General features: G+C 75.1%; 16 protein-coding genes. 2 read left to right on the top strand and 14 right to left on the bottom strand.

The window, feature by feature from the left end; translation table 11 throughout:
* Positions 1-58 precede the first annotated feature (58 nt).
* On the top strand, positions 59-1,750 hold the full coding sequence (aspT, locus tag NT8_RS05755; RefSeq protein WP_067965028.1) for an aspartate-alanine antiporter: 1,692 nt from the start codon (positions 59-61) through the stop codon (positions 1,748-1,750).
* A gap of 31 nt (positions 1,751-1,781) precedes the next feature.
* Here aspT and NT8_RS05750 read toward each other — a convergent pair whose 3' ends face one another.
* The 14 genes from NT8_RS05750 to NT8_RS05685 all read right to left on the bottom strand — a co-directional run bounded on the left by NT8_RS05750 (position 1,782) and on the right by NT8_RS05685 (position 15,123).
* Positions 1,782-2,636, bottom strand: coding sequence for an SAM-dependent methyltransferase (locus NT8_RS05750; protein WP_369406287.1), 855 nt, complete (start codon positions 2,634-2,636; stop codon positions 1,782-1,784).
* A 226-nt stretch (positions 2,637-2,862) separates the two neighbouring features.
* A complete protein-coding gene (locus NT8_RS05745; protein ID WP_067965024.1) occupies positions 2,863-3,324 on the bottom strand; it encodes a thioesterase family protein in 462 nt (153 codons plus the stop codon).
* Positions 3,321-4,379: a 3-hydroxyacyl-CoA dehydrogenase NAD-binding domain-containing protein gene (locus NT8_RS05740; protein ID WP_067965023.1), complete on the bottom strand. Its 1,059-nt coding sequence runs from the start codon at positions 4,377-4,379 to the stop codon at positions 3,321-3,323. The genes NT8_RS05745 and NT8_RS05740 overlap by 4 nt, the downstream gene beginning before the upstream one ends.
* A complete protein-coding gene (locus tag NT8_RS05735; RefSeq protein WP_067965020.1) occupies positions 4,376-5,275 on the bottom strand; it encodes a BKACE family enzyme in 900 nt (299 codons plus the stop codon). The genes NT8_RS05740 and NT8_RS05735 overlap by 4 nt, the downstream gene beginning before the upstream one ends.
* A complete protein-coding gene (locus tag NT8_RS05730; RefSeq protein ID WP_067965018.1) occupies positions 5,272-6,135 on the bottom strand; it encodes a TetR/AcrR family transcriptional regulator in 864 nt (287 codons plus the stop codon). The genes NT8_RS05735 and NT8_RS05730 overlap by 4 nt, the downstream gene beginning before the upstream one ends.
* Before the next feature lie 136 nt (positions 6,136-6,271).
* Positions 6,272-7,441: a 4-hydroxybenzoate 3-monooxygenase gene (locus NT8_RS05725; RefSeq protein WP_067965017.1), complete on the bottom strand. Its 1,170-nt coding sequence runs from the start codon at positions 7,439-7,441 to the stop codon at positions 6,272-6,274.
* A gap of 1 nt (position 7,442) precedes the next feature.
* On the bottom strand, positions 7,443-8,573 hold the full coding sequence (gene pcaDC, locus NT8_RS05720) for a bifunctional 3-oxoadipate enol-lactonase/4-carboxymuconolactone decarboxylase PcaDC (protein ID WP_067965015.1): 1,131 nt from the start codon (positions 8,571-8,573) through the stop codon (positions 7,443-7,445).
* A gap of 51 nt (positions 8,574-8,624) precedes the next feature.
* A complete protein-coding gene (gene pcaB / locus NT8_RS05715) occupies positions 8,625-9,968 on the bottom strand; it encodes a 3-carboxy-cis,cis-muconate cycloisomerase (protein WP_174549528.1) in 1,344 nt (447 codons plus the stop codon).
* Positions 9,969-9,999: 31 nt separating this feature from the next.
* Positions 10,000-10,560: a protocatechuate 3,4-dioxygenase subunit alpha gene (pcaG, locus tag NT8_RS05710; RefSeq protein WP_067965011.1), complete on the bottom strand. Its 561-nt coding sequence runs from the start codon at positions 10,558-10,560 to the stop codon at positions 10,000-10,002.
* The gene (gene pcaH / locus NT8_RS05705) at positions 10,560-11,306 is read right to left on the bottom strand and encodes a protocatechuate 3,4-dioxygenase subunit beta (protein WP_067965010.1); all 747 of its coding nucleotides are present in this window, start codon (positions 11,304-11,306) and stop codon (positions 10,560-10,562) included. Before pcaH ends, pcaG begins: the two co-directional genes overlap by 1 nt.
* Before the next feature lie 12 nt (positions 11,307-11,318).
* Positions 11,319-12,494, bottom strand: coding sequence for a thiolase family protein (locus NT8_RS05700; protein ID WP_067965008.1), 1,176 nt, complete (start codon positions 12,492-12,494; stop codon positions 11,319-11,321).
* A gap of 34 nt (positions 12,495-12,528) precedes the next feature.
* The gene (locus tag NT8_RS05695) at positions 12,529-13,284 is read right to left on the bottom strand and encodes a CoA-transferase subunit beta (RefSeq protein WP_174549527.1); all 756 of its coding nucleotides are present in this window, start codon (positions 13,282-13,284) and stop codon (positions 12,529-12,531) included.
* Positions 13,278-14,111: a CoA transferase subunit A gene (locus tag NT8_RS05690; protein ID WP_067965005.1), complete on the bottom strand. Its 834-nt coding sequence runs from the start codon at positions 14,109-14,111 to the stop codon at positions 13,278-13,280. Before NT8_RS05690 ends, NT8_RS05695 begins: the two co-directional genes overlap by 7 nt.
* Before the next feature lie 178 nt (positions 14,112-14,289).
* A complete protein-coding gene (locus NT8_RS05685) occupies positions 14,290-15,123 on the bottom strand; it encodes an IclR family transcriptional regulator domain-containing protein (protein ID WP_067965003.1) in 834 nt (277 codons plus the stop codon).
* 266 nt (positions 15,124-15,389) lie between these two features.
* On the opposite strand from NT8_RS05685, the gene NT8_RS05680 reads away from it, so the two are divergent.
* Positions 15,390-16,346 carry an ABC transporter substrate-binding protein gene (locus NT8_RS05680; protein WP_067965001.1) on the top strand — a complete coding sequence of 319 codons (957 nt, stop codon included), beginning with the start codon at positions 15,390-15,392 and terminating at the stop codon, positions 16,344-16,346.
* The last annotated feature ends 68 nt before the right edge of the window (positions 16,347-16,414 follow it).

The raw sequence follows: 16,414 nt of genomic DNA, 5'->3' as shown, positions 1-16,414 counted from the left end.
AGGCCGCCGCGTCCGCCGCGTCCGCCGTGGGCGCGGGCCGCCACGAGGGGAGGCCGGCGTGTGGTCCTGGCTGAGTGAGCTGTTCCGGGGCACACCGGAGATCGCGCTGTTCGCGTCGCTGGCGATCGGCTACGCGTTCGGCCGCGTCCCGTTCGGCCCGATCCGGTTGGGCGGCATCTGCGGCACGCTCATCACCGCCCTGGTCATCGGCCACCTCACCGGCGCCCGGCTGGACGACGGGGTGAAGAACCTGGCGTTCGCCCTGTTCATCTTCGCCCTGGGGTTCAGCAGCGGGCCGCAGTTCTTCGCCAACCTCAACCGCAAGGGCCTGCGCTACCTCGGCTTCCCGGTCATCGAGATCGTCACCGTGCTCGCCGTCGTCCTCGCCTTCACCGCCGTCCTGCGGTTCGACCAGGGCACCGCCGCCGGGCTGATGGCGGGCGGCGCCACCGAGTCGGCCGCCCTCGGCACCGCGTCAGAGGCCATCGGCCGCCTCGGGCTGTCCGACGAGCGCACCACCGAACTCCAGTCCAACGTCGCCACCGCCTACACCATCAGCTACCTGTGCGGGCTGATCACGATCGTGCTGCTGACCAGCCAGCTCGCCCCGCTGCTGATGCGGTTCGACCTGCGCGAGGAGTCCGCCCGCCTGTGGCAGCGCCTCAGCGGCGGCCACGAGCACGGCCCCGGCCAGGCGTCGGCGCTGCCCGACCTGGTGGGCCGCGCCTACCGGGTCGAGGCGGCCGACGGGCGGACCGTGGGCGAGGTGGAGGCGGCGCTGCCCGACCGCGCCACCGTCGAACAGGTCCGGCGCGGCGACCAGACCCTCCAAGGCGACGCCGGCACCCGGCTGCGCTCCGGTGACCTGGTGGTGCTCGTCGGCCGCCGGGCCGCCCTGGTGGGCGCCGACGGCGTCGTGGGCCCGGAGCAGGCGGTCGAACCCGACGTGGTGGTGGAGTCGCGCGACATCGTCCTCACCCACCGCGCGGTGAACCACCTGCCGCTCGGCCGGATCTCCGGGCTGCTCGGTCCCGGCCTGCGCGAGGCGGTGTTCGTGCAGCGGGTGACGCGCACCGAGCGGGAGATCCCGGCGCTGCCCCGGACCCGGTTGCAGACCGGCGACGTGCTCACGGTCGTCGGCGCGCCCAGCGACGTCGACGCCGCGCAGTGGGCGCTGGGCTACCGGATGGCCGCGCCCGAGCGCACCGACTTCGTCTACCTCGGGCTGGGCCTGGTCATCGGCATCCTCATCGGCCAGGTGGTCCTGCCGGTGGGCGGCGCGGAGCTGACCCTGGGCACGGGTGGCGGCGCGCTGCTGTCGGGGCTGGTGTTCGGGTTCCTGCGCGCCCGCCGCCCCACGTTCGGGTCGTTCCACCCGGTGGCGGCGTCGGTGATGAAGGACCTCGGTCTGGCGACGTTCATCGCCGCGACGGGGCTGGCGGCCGGCCCGCAGGCGCTGGTCCTGCTGGAGCGGTACGGGATCGTGCTGCCGGTGGCGGCCGTGCTGACGACGCTGGTGCCGGCGACCGCCTCGCTGCTGATCGGCCGGTACCTGCTGCGGATCGAGCCGCCGCTGCTGGTGGGGGCCGTGGCCGGCCAGCAGTGCAGTACACCCGCCATCAGCCAGGTGGTGTCGACGGCCGGCAACAGCGTGCCGATGATCTCCTACACCATCACCTACGCGGTCTCCAACGTGCTGCTGCCGCTGATGGGCCCGGTGATCGTGGCCCTGGCCGGGGCCGTGGCGTGACGCGCCCGACCGCGCGCCCGCCCGAGGTGGGTCACGGCCTGCGGGCGACCCCGCCGACGATGATGCGCCGGTTGCGGTTGGGCATCAGGTAGGCGCCGGGGCGGTCGTCGCCGCGCGGCAGGGGGTGCCACTCGTTCAGGGGGACCAGGCCGGGCGGGAGGAGTTCCCAATCGCCGAAGTAGGCGCGGATCTCCTCGGTGGACCGCCACAGTCCGGTGCTGAGCTTGTCGAGGAACGCCTTCTGCAGGCGCCGGGCGTGCTCGGCGTCGCGGGGGTGTGCCGCCGGATCGGGTCGGTGGAAGTGGCTGATGGCGACGTGGCTGCCGGGGGCGAGCGCGCCGCACAGCTCGCGGGTGAGCCGGCCGGGGTCCTCGTGGTCGTGCAGGTGGTGCAGGATGCCGCCGAGGATGAGCCCGACCGGTCGGCCGAAGTCGATGATCCCGCTGCGCTCGGCCTGGGTGAGGATGTCCGCCGGCTGGTTGAGGTCGGCGGTGACCACGACCGTGGTGCGGTCGTCGGCGAGCAGGGCGCGCGCGTGGGCGAGCACCATGGGGTCGTTGTCGACGTAGACGACGCGGCAGTCGGGCGCGGCCTGGTGCGCGATCTCGTGCACGTTGCCGTCGCTGGGCAGCCCCGAGCCGATGTCGAGGAACTGGCGCAGGCCCGTGGTCTCGGCGAGGTGGCGCACCGCCCGCTGGACGAACGCGCGGTTGCCCAGGGCGAGATCGGTGACGCCGGGAACGGCGTTCTCGGCGTAGTTCGCCATCTCGCGGTCGACCTCGAAATGATCTTTTCCGCCGAGCAGGTATGAATAGACGCGGGCGATACTCGGCTTCGTCATGTCGATGTTCGGGGGCGGTTGGTACCTTTCGCCCGCTTTTTTCATGAATGAGGGTGACGTGGGACGCGACATGGCCGTCCTCTGCGAAGGTGGGGAAGTCCGCATGTTGCTCCGGATTGTATTCTTTCCGCCCGCGCCGGGTAAGCGGACCCCCGCGAATTCCCCGCCCTTTTTCGCCGTACCCATCCCTGGTTCCGTCTGGAAAAGGCGCCGGGAAAGGCGCGGCCCCCGCGCCCGTGGACGGTCGGGCGCGGGGGCGTTCCGGGGCGGGCTAGCCGATCGACCGGCCCGCGTAGTCGGGCGGCCCGCCGGAACCGGCGGCCAGGTCGGCCAGCCGGGCGGCCGCCGCCGGGGGGAAGGGGGCGGCCCGGCCCGCCGCGCCGTCGACGTGCACCGCCAGCAGCTCCTCGGTGGCGCGCAGCTCGCCGTCCAGGCGCATCTCGTGGCAGAGCCGCACCTTGCGGGCCCCGGCCGACACCACCCGGGTGGCCACCCGGACCTCGCTGTCCGGCCCGACCTCGCGCAGGTAGCGCACGTGCGCCTCGACCGTGTACAGCGAGCACCCCGTGCGCGCGCGGTACGCGGCGTCCAGGCCCACCAGGTCCATCAGCGCGTCCGTGGCGTAGCCGAACAGCAGCACGTAGTACGCCTCGCTGAGGTGCCCGTTGTAGTCGATCCACTCCGGCCGGACCCGGTAGGCGTGCTCCGGCGGCGCGGGCGCGGAACCGCTCACCGCGCGGCCCCGCCGCCCGCGCCCGGCGCCGCCGCGGCGTCCGCCGCAGCGGCCTCCCGGGCCTCCTCTGCCTCGACCTCGGCCAGGGCGCGCATGACCGCGATCAGCCGCCGGTCGCGCTGGGCCACCAGCTCGGCCACCGGGCGCCCGGCCGCCGCCGCGGCCGTGCCCTCGACCATGGCCGCGCGCAGCTCGGGGGTCAGCTCGGGGGCCGCCAACCGGGTCCACGGCGCCTCCAGGGACGGCCCGAAGTGGTCGAGCATGTGCGCCATGCCGCCCTCGCCGCCCGCCAGGTGGAAGGTCAGGCACGGCCCGTGGAACGCCCAGCGCAGCCCCGGCCCGGCGGTCATGGCGAGGTCGATCTGCTCGACGGTCGCCTCCCCGTTGGCCACCATGTGCAGCGCCTCGCGCCACGCCGCCTCCTGGATCCGGTTGCCCACGAACCCCGGCAGCTCCCGGTCGAGCGTGATCACGGCCTTGCCCGCCGCGCGGTAGAACTCCGCCGCCCACGCCACCGCCCACGGCTCGGTGGCCTCGCCCCCGGCGACCTCCACCAGCGGCACCAGGTAGGGCGGGTTGAAGGGGTGGCCCACGACCAGCCGGCCCGGCACCGCCGCGTCGCCCTGCATCTCCGACATGCCGTAGCCCGACGTGGAGGAGCAGACCACCACGTGCGGCGGCGCCGCCGCGTCGATCTCGGCCAGCAGTGCCCGCTTCAGCTCCAGCCGCTCCGGCGCGCTCTCCTGCACCACGTCGGCGCCGGAGACCGCCGCGGCCAGCGACGGGGCGAAGTCCAGCCGGTCGCGCGAGGCGCCCTCGGCCAGCCCCAGCCGCTCCAGGGCCGGCCACGCGGCGTCGACCACGGCCCGCAGCCGCTCCTCGGCGCCGGGCGCCGGGTCCCACGCGGTCACCCGGTAGCCCCGGGCCAGGTAGTGCGCGGCCCAGCCGCCGCCGATCACCCCCGCGCCGACGCACGCCACCGTGCGCACAGCGCGCGGGTCGACCGCCGGCCCGTACCCCGCCGCGCCTTCCGCGCCGTCCCGCGCGCCCGTCACCGGGCACCGCGCAGGCCGAGCTTGACGCGGGTCTCGGCCGGGGACACCACGCGGGCGCCCAGCAGCTCGATGATCCGCACCGCCTTCTCCACCAGCTGCCCGTTGGTGGCCTTCACCCCGCGGCTGAGGTAGAGGTTGTCCTCCAGCCCCACCCGGGCGTGCCCGCCGAGCAGCACCGACTGGGCCACCCACGGCATCTGCATGCGGCCGATGGCGAAGCTCGCCCACTGCGCGCCCGGCGGCAGCAGCCGCACCATGGACTGCAGCACGCCCGGGTCGGCCGGGGCGCCGTAGGGGATGCCCGTGCACAGCTGCACCACGGCGGGGTCGTCGATCAGCCCTTCGGCGTACATCTGCCGGGCGAACCACAGGTGCCCGGTGTCGAACACCTCCAGCTCCGGGCGCACGCCCAGCTCCCGGATGCGCCGGGCGCCCGCGCGCAGCATGTCGGGCGTCGACACGTAGACCATGCCGCCGTCGCCGAAGTTGAGGCTGCCGCAGTCGAGCGTGCAGATCTCCGGCAGCAGGTCCTCGACGTGCGGGAGCCGGTCGAGCCCGTTCACCAGGTCGGTGGCCGGGCCGAACGCCAGCGGGTCCTCGGCGCCGATCTCCAGGTCGCCGCCCATGCCGGCGGTCAGGTTGATGACGATGTCCACCCCGGTCTCGCGGATGCGCTCGACCACCTCCCGGTACAGGGCGGGGTCGCGGGAGGGGGCGCCGGTCTCGGGGTCGCGGACGTGGATGTGCACGGCGCTCGCCCCGGCCTCGGCGGCCTCCAGCGCCGATGCGGCGATCTGGGCGGGGGTGACGGGGACGTGCTCGCTGCGGCGGACGGTGTCGCCCGCCCCGGTGAGCGCGGCGGTCAGCACCACCTCGGTGTTCAGGGTCTCGTTCACGTCCCGTCCTCTCGTTCGATCCGGGTGGCGACGTGCGCGCGCAGGACCGCGCGCATCGTCTCGGCGGTGCGGCCGGGGCGGCCGGTGAGCACCTGGATGCCCAGGCCGTCGACCAGGGCGGTGAGCACCACGGTCGCGGCCTCGGGGTCCTGGTCGCGGAACACGCCGTCGGCGATCCCCTCGCGCAGGGTCCGCCGGATGGTGTCGTGCCAGCGCTGGTAGGCGTCGGAGTGCAGGGCGCGCACCCGCGGGTCCAGGCTGGACTCGGTCCAGACCTGGAGCCAGATCGACCACTCGCGGCGCAGGTGCCCCGGAGTGGGGAGCTGGAGGTCGATGAGCCGGTACAGCCGCTCGCGCGCGTCGGCCACCCCGTGCAGGGCCGCGACCTGGCGGTCGAACGCCTGCTTCACCGACCAGCGCAGGGCCTCGTCCAGCAGGTCGGCCAGCGCCGGGAAGTGGTAGTGGATGGTCGCACTGGAGGTGCCGCAGGCGCGGGCGATGTCGGCGGTGCGCACCGCGTGGTAGCCCCGCTCGGCGATGAGCCGCCACGCGGCGTCGACGATCTGGCGGCGGCGGTCGCGCGCCGCCGGGGTGCGGGCGGCGGGCGGGTCGGCGGCGCGCCGCCGCGGCGCGGGCGACGCCACCACCGTCGCCGCGTCGTCGTGTCCGTTGAGCAGCCAGTTGACGGTCACGTCGGCGGTGTCGGCGATGGCGATGAGCTCTTCGGCGCGGAAGCGCCGGGTGCCGGTGAGCGACTTGGAGAGCTTCGACGGCTCCAGGCCCAGGGCGCGCGCGAACGCCTGCTGGGACCGCCCGGTCCGGCGGATCACCTCCCGCACCCGCGCGCGCAGGCCCTCCATCCGGTCGTCCACGGTTGGCGACCGTACCAGGGGCGTCGCGAAAATCGCAACGCCCCGGGCAGGGACCACTTGGTGGCGGCGGGGATCGCAACGGCGGCTGACCCGTTGGTCAGTCGGTGCGATCCCGCCCCCGCGCTCAGACCCGGGGCAGCCCGGTGTAGTTCTCCGCCAGGTGCCGCGACGCCGCCTCCGACGCGGCGATGTGCTCCAGGTGCGCCACCTGGAGCCGCCGGTCGAACTCCGTGCCCTCGGGGTCGGTGTGCAGCAGGGTCGTCATCCAGTAGGAGAAGTGCTCGGCCCGCCAGACCCGCCGCAGCGCCGTCGCCGAGTAGGCGTCCAGGCCCGCGGTGTCCCCGTCGTCCGCCCACTGTCCGAGGGCGTCGGCGAGCAGCATGACGTCGTGCATGGCGAGGTTGAGGCCCTTGGCGCCGGTGGGCGGCACGATGTGCGCGGCGTCCCCGGCCAGGAACAGCGACCCGTGGCGCATGGGCTCGGTCACGAAGCTGCGCATCGGGGTGATGCCCTTGTCGGTGATGGGCCCCCGGTTCAGCGTCCACCCCGGGCGGGCGGACCGGGCCTCCAGCTCCGCCCAGATCCGCTCGTCCGGCCAGTCGGCGGTGTCGGTGCCGTTGGGCACCTGGAGGTAGTGCCGGCTCACCCGCTCCGAGCGCATGCTGTGCAGGGCGAACCCGCGCGGGGAGTGGACGTAGACCAGTTCGTCGCCGGAGGGGGCGGCGTCGGCCAGGATGCCCAGCCAGGAGAACGGGTAGACCTTCTCGAACGTGCGCACCACGTCGGCGGGCAGGGAGGCCCGGCCGATGCCGTGGAAGCCGTCGCAGGCCACCACGTAGTCGCACTCCAGGACCTCCTCGGCGCCGCCCCGGGTGAACCGCACCCGGGGCCGGTCGGTGCCGATGTCCTCGATGGCGGTGGCCTCGGCCTCGAACAGCACCTCGCCGCCGTCGGCCAGCCGCCGCGCGATGAGGTCCTTGACGATCTCGGTCTGCGCGTAGATCAGCACGTTGCGCCCTGTCAGCCCGGGGAAGTCGACGCGGTGCCCGCGCCCGCCGTGGCGCAGCTCGATGCCGTCGTGTACGAACCCGTCGCGGTCCATCCGGGCGCCCGCGCCGGACGCGCGCAGCGCCTCGGCCACGCCGTGCTCGACCACGCCCGCCCGCTGCCGCCGCTCGCAGTAGTCCCGGTCGCGCCGCTCCAGCACGACGGAGGCGATGCCCCGCCGGTGCAGCAGGTGCGACAGGAACAGCCCCGCGGGGCCGGCCCCGATGATGCCGATGGCGGTACGCAACTCAGTCCTCCAGTTCGGTCAGCACGCGCTGGGCGATGCCGAACGCCTTGTTCGCGGCGGGGACGCCGCAGTAGATCGCGGCCTGCAGGAAGACCTCGCGGATCTCCCCGGCGCTCAGCCCGTTGCGCACGGCCGCCCGCACGTGCATGGCCAGCTCGTCCCAGTGCCCCTTGGCGACCAGGGCGGTGAGCACCATGCAGCTGCGGGTCCGGCGGTCCAGGCCGGGGCGGGTCCAGACCTCGCCCCACGCGTAGCGGGTGATGAGGTCCTGGAACGGCTCGGTGAAGGGGGTGGCGGCCGCGGCGGCCCGGTCGACGTGGGTGTCGCCGAGCACCTCGCGGCGGACGGCCGTCCCGGCCTCGTGGCGGACCGCGCCGAAGTGGCCGCGCAGCAGCTCGTTGACCGCACCTGCGCGCTCCCAGCTCGCCAGGTGCGCGGCGCCGTCCAGCACGTGCAGCCGGGCGCCGCCGATCCCGGCGGCGATCGCCTCGGCGTGGTCGGGCGGGGTGGCCGGGTCCTGCCGACCGGCGACCACCAGGGCCGGCGCCGCGATGCGCCCCAGGTCGGCGCGGAGGTCCATGCCGCGGATGGCGTCGCAGCAGGCCGCGTACCCCTCGGGCGACCCGCCCGCCATCATCTCCCGCATCCGCGCGACGACGTCGGGGTGCCGCTCGGCGTAACCGGGCGTGAACCAGCGGTCGGGCAGCCCGGCGGTGACGGGCGCGAACCCCTCGGCGCGCACCGCCGCCGCGCGGTCGGCCCACATCCGGGCCGGGCCCAGCAGCGCCGACGTGCACAGCAGGGCGATCCGGTCGACCCGCTCGGGGGCGTGGGCGGCCAGCCACATCGCGGTCATCCCGCCGAGGGACATCCCGGCGACGTGCGCCCGCTCCACCCCCAGCCGGTCGAGCAGCCGGAGCAGGTCGCCGCCGAGGTCGGCGATCGTATAGGGCCCGTCGGGGGCAGGGGAGGACCCGTGCCCGCGGGTGTCGTAGCGGACGACCCGGAACTCGTCGGACAGCGCCGCGGCCTGCGGCTCCCACACCTCCAGGGTGCTGCCCAGCGACCCGGACAGCACCACCACGGGTGCCCCCTCGGGGCCGTCGACGACGTGGTGGACGTCGATGCTCACCTGCTCCTCCTCCGTGAAAGCGTCATGGGTGCCCCGGGCGCGGCGGGGCGGTCAGCGGGCGCCGGCCGCCCGCTCGCGGTGGGCCCGCACCGCCCGGTCGGTGAAGGCGGCGGCCTGGCCCAGGTAGCCCTCCGGGTCGAGCAGCTCCGCGACCCGGGAGCCGGAACGCCGGCCCGCCAGGCGCTCGGTGAGCACCCCGGCCAGGTCGCGGCCGCCCTCGGCCGCCTCGGCGCAGGCCGCCGAGACCAGGTCGTGGGCCGCCAGCCGGCCCAGCTCGCCGGCGAGGTCGGCGGTGACGCGCTCGGCGAGCGGGAACCCGCCCGTCAGGTCGAGGTTGGCGCGCATCCGGCCGGGGTCGACCCGCAGCCGCTCCACCGAGGCGCGCAGCCACGCCACGGCCGACCCGGTCGTGGCGAGCAGGTCGCTCAGCGCCGGCCACTCGGCGTGCCAGGCGCCCGCCGCCCGCTGGTGCTGCTGCACCTGGGCGGCGAACAGGGTGGCCGCCAGGCCGGGGGCGCGGTGCGCGCACGCCGCCGCCGACACCGCCGCCACCGGGTTGCGCTTGTGCGGCAGCGTGGACGACCCGCCGACCCCGGCCCCGCCGTCCTCCACCACCTCGCCGACCTCGGTCTGGGCGAGCAGCACGATGTCGCCCGCCGCCTTGCCGACGGCCCCGCACACCTGGGCCAGCGCGCCGGCCAGCTCCGCGACGCGGCCCCGGTCGGTGTGCCAGGGCAGCGGGGCCTCGGGCAGCCCGGTCTCGGCGGCGAACGCGGCCGCCACCCGGGGGCCGTCGTCGCCCAGCGACGCCAGTGTGCCCGCGGCGCCGCCGAGCTGGGCGGCGACCCGGTGGTCCAGCACCTCGCCCAGCCGCGCGGCGGCGGCGTCCAGCCCGCTCAGCCACCCGGCGGCGGCCAGCCCGAACGTGATCGGCAGTGCCTGCTGGAGCAGGGTGCGCCCGGCCATGGGGGTCGTCCGGTGCGCCTGCGCCAGGTCGGCGAGCGCGTCACCCGCTGCGGCGGCGTCGGCGCGGACGACCGCGCCCGCCCGCCGCGCCACCAGCATGGCCGCGGTGTCCATGATGTCCTGGCTGGTCGCGCCCTGGTGCACCGACCGCGCGGCGTCGCCGTCCACGGCCCGGGTCAGCTCCCGCACCAGCGGGATCACCGGGTTGCCGCCGTCGGCGGCGGCCGCGGCGACGGCCGCCGCGTCGACCCGCTCGGGCACGCACGCGCGCGCCACCGCCTCGGCGTGCGCCGCCGGGATCAGCCCCGCCCGCGCGTGGGCGCGCGCCAGCGCCGCCTCGGCGTCCAGCAAAGCCCGCAGCCAGGCCGCCCCGTCCACCTCCGCCGCGGCCCCGCCGCGCGCGAACACACCGTCGAACAACCCCGTCACCTCGTCCGCCCCTCCTGTGCGACGTCCGGCCTCAGACGTCGAAGAACACCGTCTCGTCGTTCCCCTGCAACCGGATGTCGAAGCGGTAGCCGTCGGGTGCGGGGCGGGCGACGAGTGTGGCGCGGGCGGCGGGGTCCTCGATCGCCGACAGCACCGGGTCGGCGGCGTTGGCGTCGGGCTCGTCGGGGAAGTACACCCGGGTGACCGTGCGGTGCAGCATCCCCCGGGCGAACACCGAGACGTCGATGTGCGGCGCCTGCGGCACCCCGCCGGGGCCCGGCACCGGGCCGGGCTTGAGCGTGTACACGCCCCAGGAGCCGTCGGGCCCGGTGGGGCAGCGGCCGAACGCGCGCAGCCCCGGGTAGGCCACCGCGCCGCGCGGGTCGTCGGGGTGGTCGAACCGGCCGTCGGGGTCGGCCTGCCAGGTCTCGATGAGCCCGTCCGGGACCGGGGCGCCCGCGCCGTCGTAGAGGACGCCGCGCAGCCAGATCCCGCCGGGGGCGCCCTCGGCCAGCGCGAACGGGCCGTCGGGCCAGGGCAGGCCGATGTGCAGGTATGGGCCGACGGTCTGGGAGGGGGTGGTGCCGGGCATCAGTCGTCGTCCGCTTCCGTCTCGAAGAGGGTGGCCTCGCGGCCGCGCAGCACGATGTCCCACTCGTAGGCCAGCGCCCACTCGGGGGCGGTGTTGGCGTAGTCGAACCGCGCGACCAGCCGCTGCCGGGCGGCCTCGTCGGGGATCGAGTTCCACATCGGGTCCTGGAAGAACAGCGGGTCGTCCGGGAAGTACATCTGGGTGACCAGCCGCTGGGTGAACGCCCGCCCGAACAGCGAGAAGTGGATGTGCGCGGGCCGCCAGGCGTTGTCGTGGTTGCGCCACGGGTACGCGCCGGGGCGGACCGTGGTGAACCGGTACCGGCCCTCGGCGTCGGTGAGGGTGCGGCCCACACCGGTGAAGTTCGGGTCGAGCGGGCACGGCCAGTTGTCGCCGGTGTGCCGGTAGCGGCCGCCGGCGTTGGCCTGCCAGATCTCGACCAGGCTGTGCGGCACGGGCCGGCCGTCGCCGTCGAGCAGCCGGCCGTGCACGATGATCCGCTGGCCCTGCGGCTCGCCGTCGTGCTGGCGGGTGAGGTCGTTGTCGAGGGCGCCGAGGCGGTCCTCGCCCAGCATGGGGCCGGTGACCTCGGTGAGCGAGTGCGGCAGCAGGCGCAGCCGCCGCGACGGGTGCCGCAGCGCCGTGCTGCGGTAGCCCGGGTAGTCCAGCGGGGGGTGGACGCCGTGGTCGCGCCGGTAGCCCGGCGCGTCCGTCCACGCGGGGGCGGCGGGGTCGTGGGAGGTCATGCGCTGGTCCTCTCAGGCGTGCAGGACGACGGCGAGGCCCTGGCCCACGCCGATACAGATGGCGGCGAGCCCCCAGCCGCCGCCCCGGCGGCGCAGCTCGTGGGCGAGCGAGCCGAGGACGCGGGCGCCGGAGGCGCCCAGCGGGTGGCCGATGGCGATGGCGCCGCCGTTGGGGTTGACGATGGCCGGGTCGAGCTCCGGCCACAGCTTCAGGCAGGCGAGGGACTGGGCGGCGAACGCCTCGTTCAGCTCGACCGCGGCCAGGTCGCCCCAGCCGATCCCGGCGCGGCGCAGCGCGGTCTCGGCCGCCGCCACCGGGCCGATGCCGAACCGGTGCGGGTCGACGGCGGCCGCGCCCCGGCTGACGATGCGGGCCAGCGGCTCGCGGCCGGCCGCGCGGGCGCCCTCGGCGTCGCCGATGAGCAGCGCCGCGGCGCCGTCGTTGAGCGGCGACGCGTTGCCCGCGGTGATGGTGCCGTCCGGCCGGAACGCCGGCTTGAGCGCGGCGAGCTTCTCGGCCGAGGTCTTCCGGATGCTCTCGTCGCGGGCCAGGTCGACCCCCGGCACCGGCACCACCTCGGCGTCGAAGACGCCCTTCTCCCAGGCGGCGGCGGCGTTGGCGTGGCTGCGCAGGGCGAACGCGTCCTGGGCGGCCCGGTCGATGCCGTACAGGTCGGCGACCTGCTCGGTGCACTCGCCCAGCGACGCCGTCCACTCCGCGGGCATGCGCGGGTTGACCATGCGCCAGCCGAGCGTGGTGGAGTGCAGGGTCTCGGGGCCGGCGGGGAAGCCCTTGGCGGGCTTGGGCAGCACCCAGGGGGCGCGGCTCATCGACTCCACGCCGCCCGCCACCATCAGCGACCCGTCGCCCACGGCCACGGCGCGGTTGGCGGCGATCACCGCCTCCAGGCCCGACCCGCACAGCCGGTTGACGGTGGCGCCGGGCACCGAGGTGGGCAGCCCGGCCAGGAGCACCGCCATGCGGGCGACGTCGCGGTTGTCCTCGCCGGCGCCGTTGGCGTCGCCCAGGTAGACGTCGTCGATGCGCGCGGGGTCGAGGTCGGGGGAGCGGTCCACGAGCGCGCGCAGGGTGTGCGCGGCGAGGTCGTCGGGGCGGACGCCGGAGAGTTCGCCGCCGTAGCGGCCGAAGGGGGTGCGGACCGCGTCCAGCACGTACACGTCGGTCATGGTGTCCTCCGTCGAGGGGGGCCAGGTGGGGGGTCTACCGGCCCGTCAGCGAGCGTAGTACCGCGAGTTCCCCGTCGGTGGGGGGCTCGGTGGTGCGCAGGTCGGGCGCCGCGGCGAGGTCCCAGCCGGTGGCCGCGCGCACGTCGTCCAGCGAGGTGCCGGGGTGGACGCTGACCAGGGTCAGCTCGCGGGTGGCGGGGTCGGGTTCGAGGACGCCGAGGTCGGTGATGACCCGGGTGGGGCCGCGGCCGCGCAGGCCCAGGCGCTCGCGCCCGCCCGGCCCGCCGGCGTGCCCGACCGAGGTCACGAAGTCGACGGACTCCACGAAGGTGCGCCGGCTCTGCCGGACGATGACGACGACCTCGCCGCAGGACGCGGCGATCTCGGGCGCGCCGCCGGCCCCGGGCAACCGGACCTCGGGGTCGGTGTAGTCGCCGACCACGGTGGTGTTGATGTTGGCGTACCGGTCGATCTGGGCGGCGCCGAGGAACCCGACGTCGATGCGGCCGGGCTGCAGCCAGTAGTTGAACACCTCGGGGACCGACACGACGGCGTCGGCGGTCTCGGCGAGCACGCCGTCGCCGATGGACAGCGGGAGGGTGTCGGGCTCGGCGCCGAGGGTGCCGGACTCGTAGACCATCCACAGCCCGGGGGCGTGCGTGCGGCGGGCGAGGTTGGCGGCGGTGCTGGGCAGGCCGATGCCGACGAAGCAGGCGGTGTCGGAGGTGAGGGAGCGGGCCGCGGTGACGGTCATGATCTCGTCGGCGGTGTAGCCGGTCGCGGTCACCATGTCGGCTCCTCCTCGCGGGTGGCGGGGGCGCCGCCGTGGATGTCGGTGCGCAGCCACTCCGCGAAGGCGTCGCGGTCGCGGCTGACGGCGTCCCACGCGCGGTACGCCTCGTTGTCGCGGGCGTAGTAGCCGTGGGCGTAGGACGGGCGGGCGCCGCCGGGGACCTCGGCCACCGCGGTGACCACCCGGGCGGGCAGTACGACCTGGCCGGGGACGGGCTCCAGCCCGTCGACGACCTCCTCGACGGTGACCAGGCTGCGCCGCGCGGCGAGCACGGCCTCCTTCTGCACGCCCGTGATGCCCCAGAGCTGGACGTTGCCGGCGCGGTCGGCGCGCTGGGCGTGCACGATCGTCACATCGGGGTTGAGGGCGGGCACGGCGGTCAGCCGCTCGCCGGTGAACGGGCAGGTGATCGGGGCGATGGTCGGGGTGCGGTCGACCAGGTCGGTGCCGACGTAGCCGCGCAGCACGGCGAACGGCAGCCCGGAGGCGCCGGCGACGTAGCGGTTGGCCATGCCGGCGTGGCTGTGCTCCTCGATCTCCAGGGGGTGCGGCCACCCGTTCTGGATGGCGTCGCGGAAGCGGTGCAGGGAGCCCACCCCGGGGTTGCCGCCCCAGGAGAACACCAGGCGGCGCGCGCAGCCCGCGCCGATCATCTGGTCGTAGACGACGTCGGGCGTCATCCGCACCAGGGTGAGGTCGCGCCGGCCCTGCCGGATGATCTCGTGGCCGGCGGCCACCGGGATCAGGTGCGTGAAGCCCTCCAGCGCGACCGTGTCCCCGTCGCGGACGAGCTCGCGGACGGCCTCGTCCAGCGGCACGATCATGTGCGTTCCGTCCTTCGTTCGGATGCCGAATAAGTGTTCTCAAGGCGAACACGAATGGTCAGAAGGTAACGCCGGTCGGAACACCGGTCAAGGGGCGGGTGGCGCCGGGCCGGCGGCGGCCGGGCGCGGGCGCGGCGGGACGGCGTGCGGGCGGGCGCGGGGCGCGGGCGCCCGGGCCTCACACCAGGCGGGTGCTCGCCCGGGAGGCGATGTCGAGGTCCGCCTCGATGCGGGCGGTGGTCGCGAGGAGTGACGGAAGGAGGTCGCGCCGTAGTTCCGTGATGGACGTCCGGTTGGCGTGCACGGAGACGTTGGCCGCCGCGATGACCGCGCCGTCGCGGTCGCGCACGGGCGCGGCCACCGACCGCAGCCCCTCCTCCAGCTCCTCGTCCACGATCGCCCAGCCCTGGGCGCGGGCGCGGGCGACCTCGGCGCGCAGCCGGTCGGGGTCGGTGACCGTGTGCGCCGTCAGCCGGCGCAGGTCGGCGGCCTCCAGGTAGGCGTCGAGCTGGGCGGGCGTGCGCCCGGCGAGCAGCACCCGGCCCATCGACGTGGCGTAGGCGGGGAACCGGGTCCCGACGCTGATGGCGACGGTCATGATGCGCGCGGTCGCGGCGCGGGCCACGTAGACGACGTCGGGCCCGTCGAGGACCGACACCGACGAGGACTCGCGCACCTCGGCGGTGAGCCGCTGCAGGTGGGGCTGGGCGACCTCGGGCAGCCCGGCCGAGGACAGGTAGGCGTAGCCCAGCTCCAGCACGCGCGGCGTGAGCGCGAACATCCGGCCGTCGGTGCGCACGTACCCCAGGTCGGCCAGCGTCAGCAGGAAGCGCCGGGCGGCCGCCCGGGTGAGCCCGGTCACCCGCGCGACCTCACTCAGCGTCATGGCGGGGGTGCGCGCCGAGAAGGCGCGCACCACGGCGAGACCGCGTTCCAGGGATTGCACGAAGTGGTCTCCCCGCGGAGCCTGCGGGTGCGAGACACTCGTGGTGGCGCGCTCGTTCGCGGTCATGTGCCCCCTTCCTCTGGGGGATGTTCTCATATCGAACACAGTGGCCGCTGACGGGTTGACGGCGCCGATGGAATTCCCTTACGTTCGCGTTCAGAACGATCGTTCGCAAGACGCACAGCGTATCCGCGTGCCGTCGGGCGGCGGTCACTTCACATTTGGGGACCGGAGCGGGCGCCGAGGCGCGGATCCGTCGCTCCCAGCGGTCGCCGCCGTGTCGGCGCGCACTCTGACCCCCAGCCCCCTTTTGAAGACCAGGAGACCCCCCGATGCGTCGAAAGATCCTCGCTCTGGCCGGAGTGACGGTTCTGGCCACCACGTCCGCCTGCGGGGGCGGTGAAGCCGAGGAGGGCGAGGGCGGTCTCACCGCCATCACCGTCGGCGCCATCCCCATCGTCGACGTGGCCCCCCTCCACCTCGGCGTGGAGCAGGGCTTCTTCGAGGACCACGGGTTCGACGTCACCGTCGAGAACACCAGCGGCGGCGCCCAGGCCATCCCCAACGTCGTCAACGGCACCTACGACTTCGCGTTCGGCAACATCACCTCGCTGCTCGTCGCCCGCGACCAGGACCTCCCGGTGCAGATCGTCAGCAACGGCGTCACCACCACCGGCGAGCAGGGCAACGACTTCGGCGGCGTCGTCGCCCCCGAGGGCAGCGACATCACCTCCGCGGCCGACCTCGCCGGCAAGACCGTCGCCGTGAACAACCTGAAGAACATCGGCGACACCACCGTCCGCAACTCCGTGCGCAAGGACGGCGGCGACCCCGCCGACATCGAGTTCATCGAGATGCCGTTCCCGGACATGCCCGCCGCCCTGGAGGGCGGCGACGTCGACGCCGCCTGGGTGGTCGAGCCCTACCTGACCACCTCCCTGGAGGCCGGCGCCACCGAGGTCACCTCCAACTTCGTCGACGCCCACGAGTCGCTCTCCATCGCCTCGTACTTCACCACCGAGCAGGTCATCGCCGAGGACCCGGAGATGGTCGACGCGTTCACCGCCGCCATGCACGAGTCCCTGGCCTACGCCGACGCCCACCCCGAGGAGGTGCGGCGCATCCTCACCACCTACACCGAGATGGACGCCCAGCTCATCGAGGAGATCCGCCTCCCCGCCTTCCCGACCGAGGCCGACCAGGAGTCCGCCCAGGTCATCGCCGACCTGCTGGTCGAGGACGAGGTCGTGGAGTCGGAGCCGAACCTGGACGAGCTCTTCCGCCAGTGAGCGCCATGACAGCCACCACCGCGACCCCCAAACCCACCCCCGCCGGACCGCAGGGTCCGGCGGGGGCC

The organism is Nocardiopsis trehalosi NBRC 14201 (assembly GCF_001552555.1).
Classification (GTDB): domain Bacteria; phylum Actinomycetota; class Actinomycetes; order Streptosporangiales; family Streptosporangiaceae; genus Nocardiopsis_B; species Nocardiopsis_B trehalosi.
This window is presented reverse-complemented; position numbering and strand designations above follow the sequence as displayed.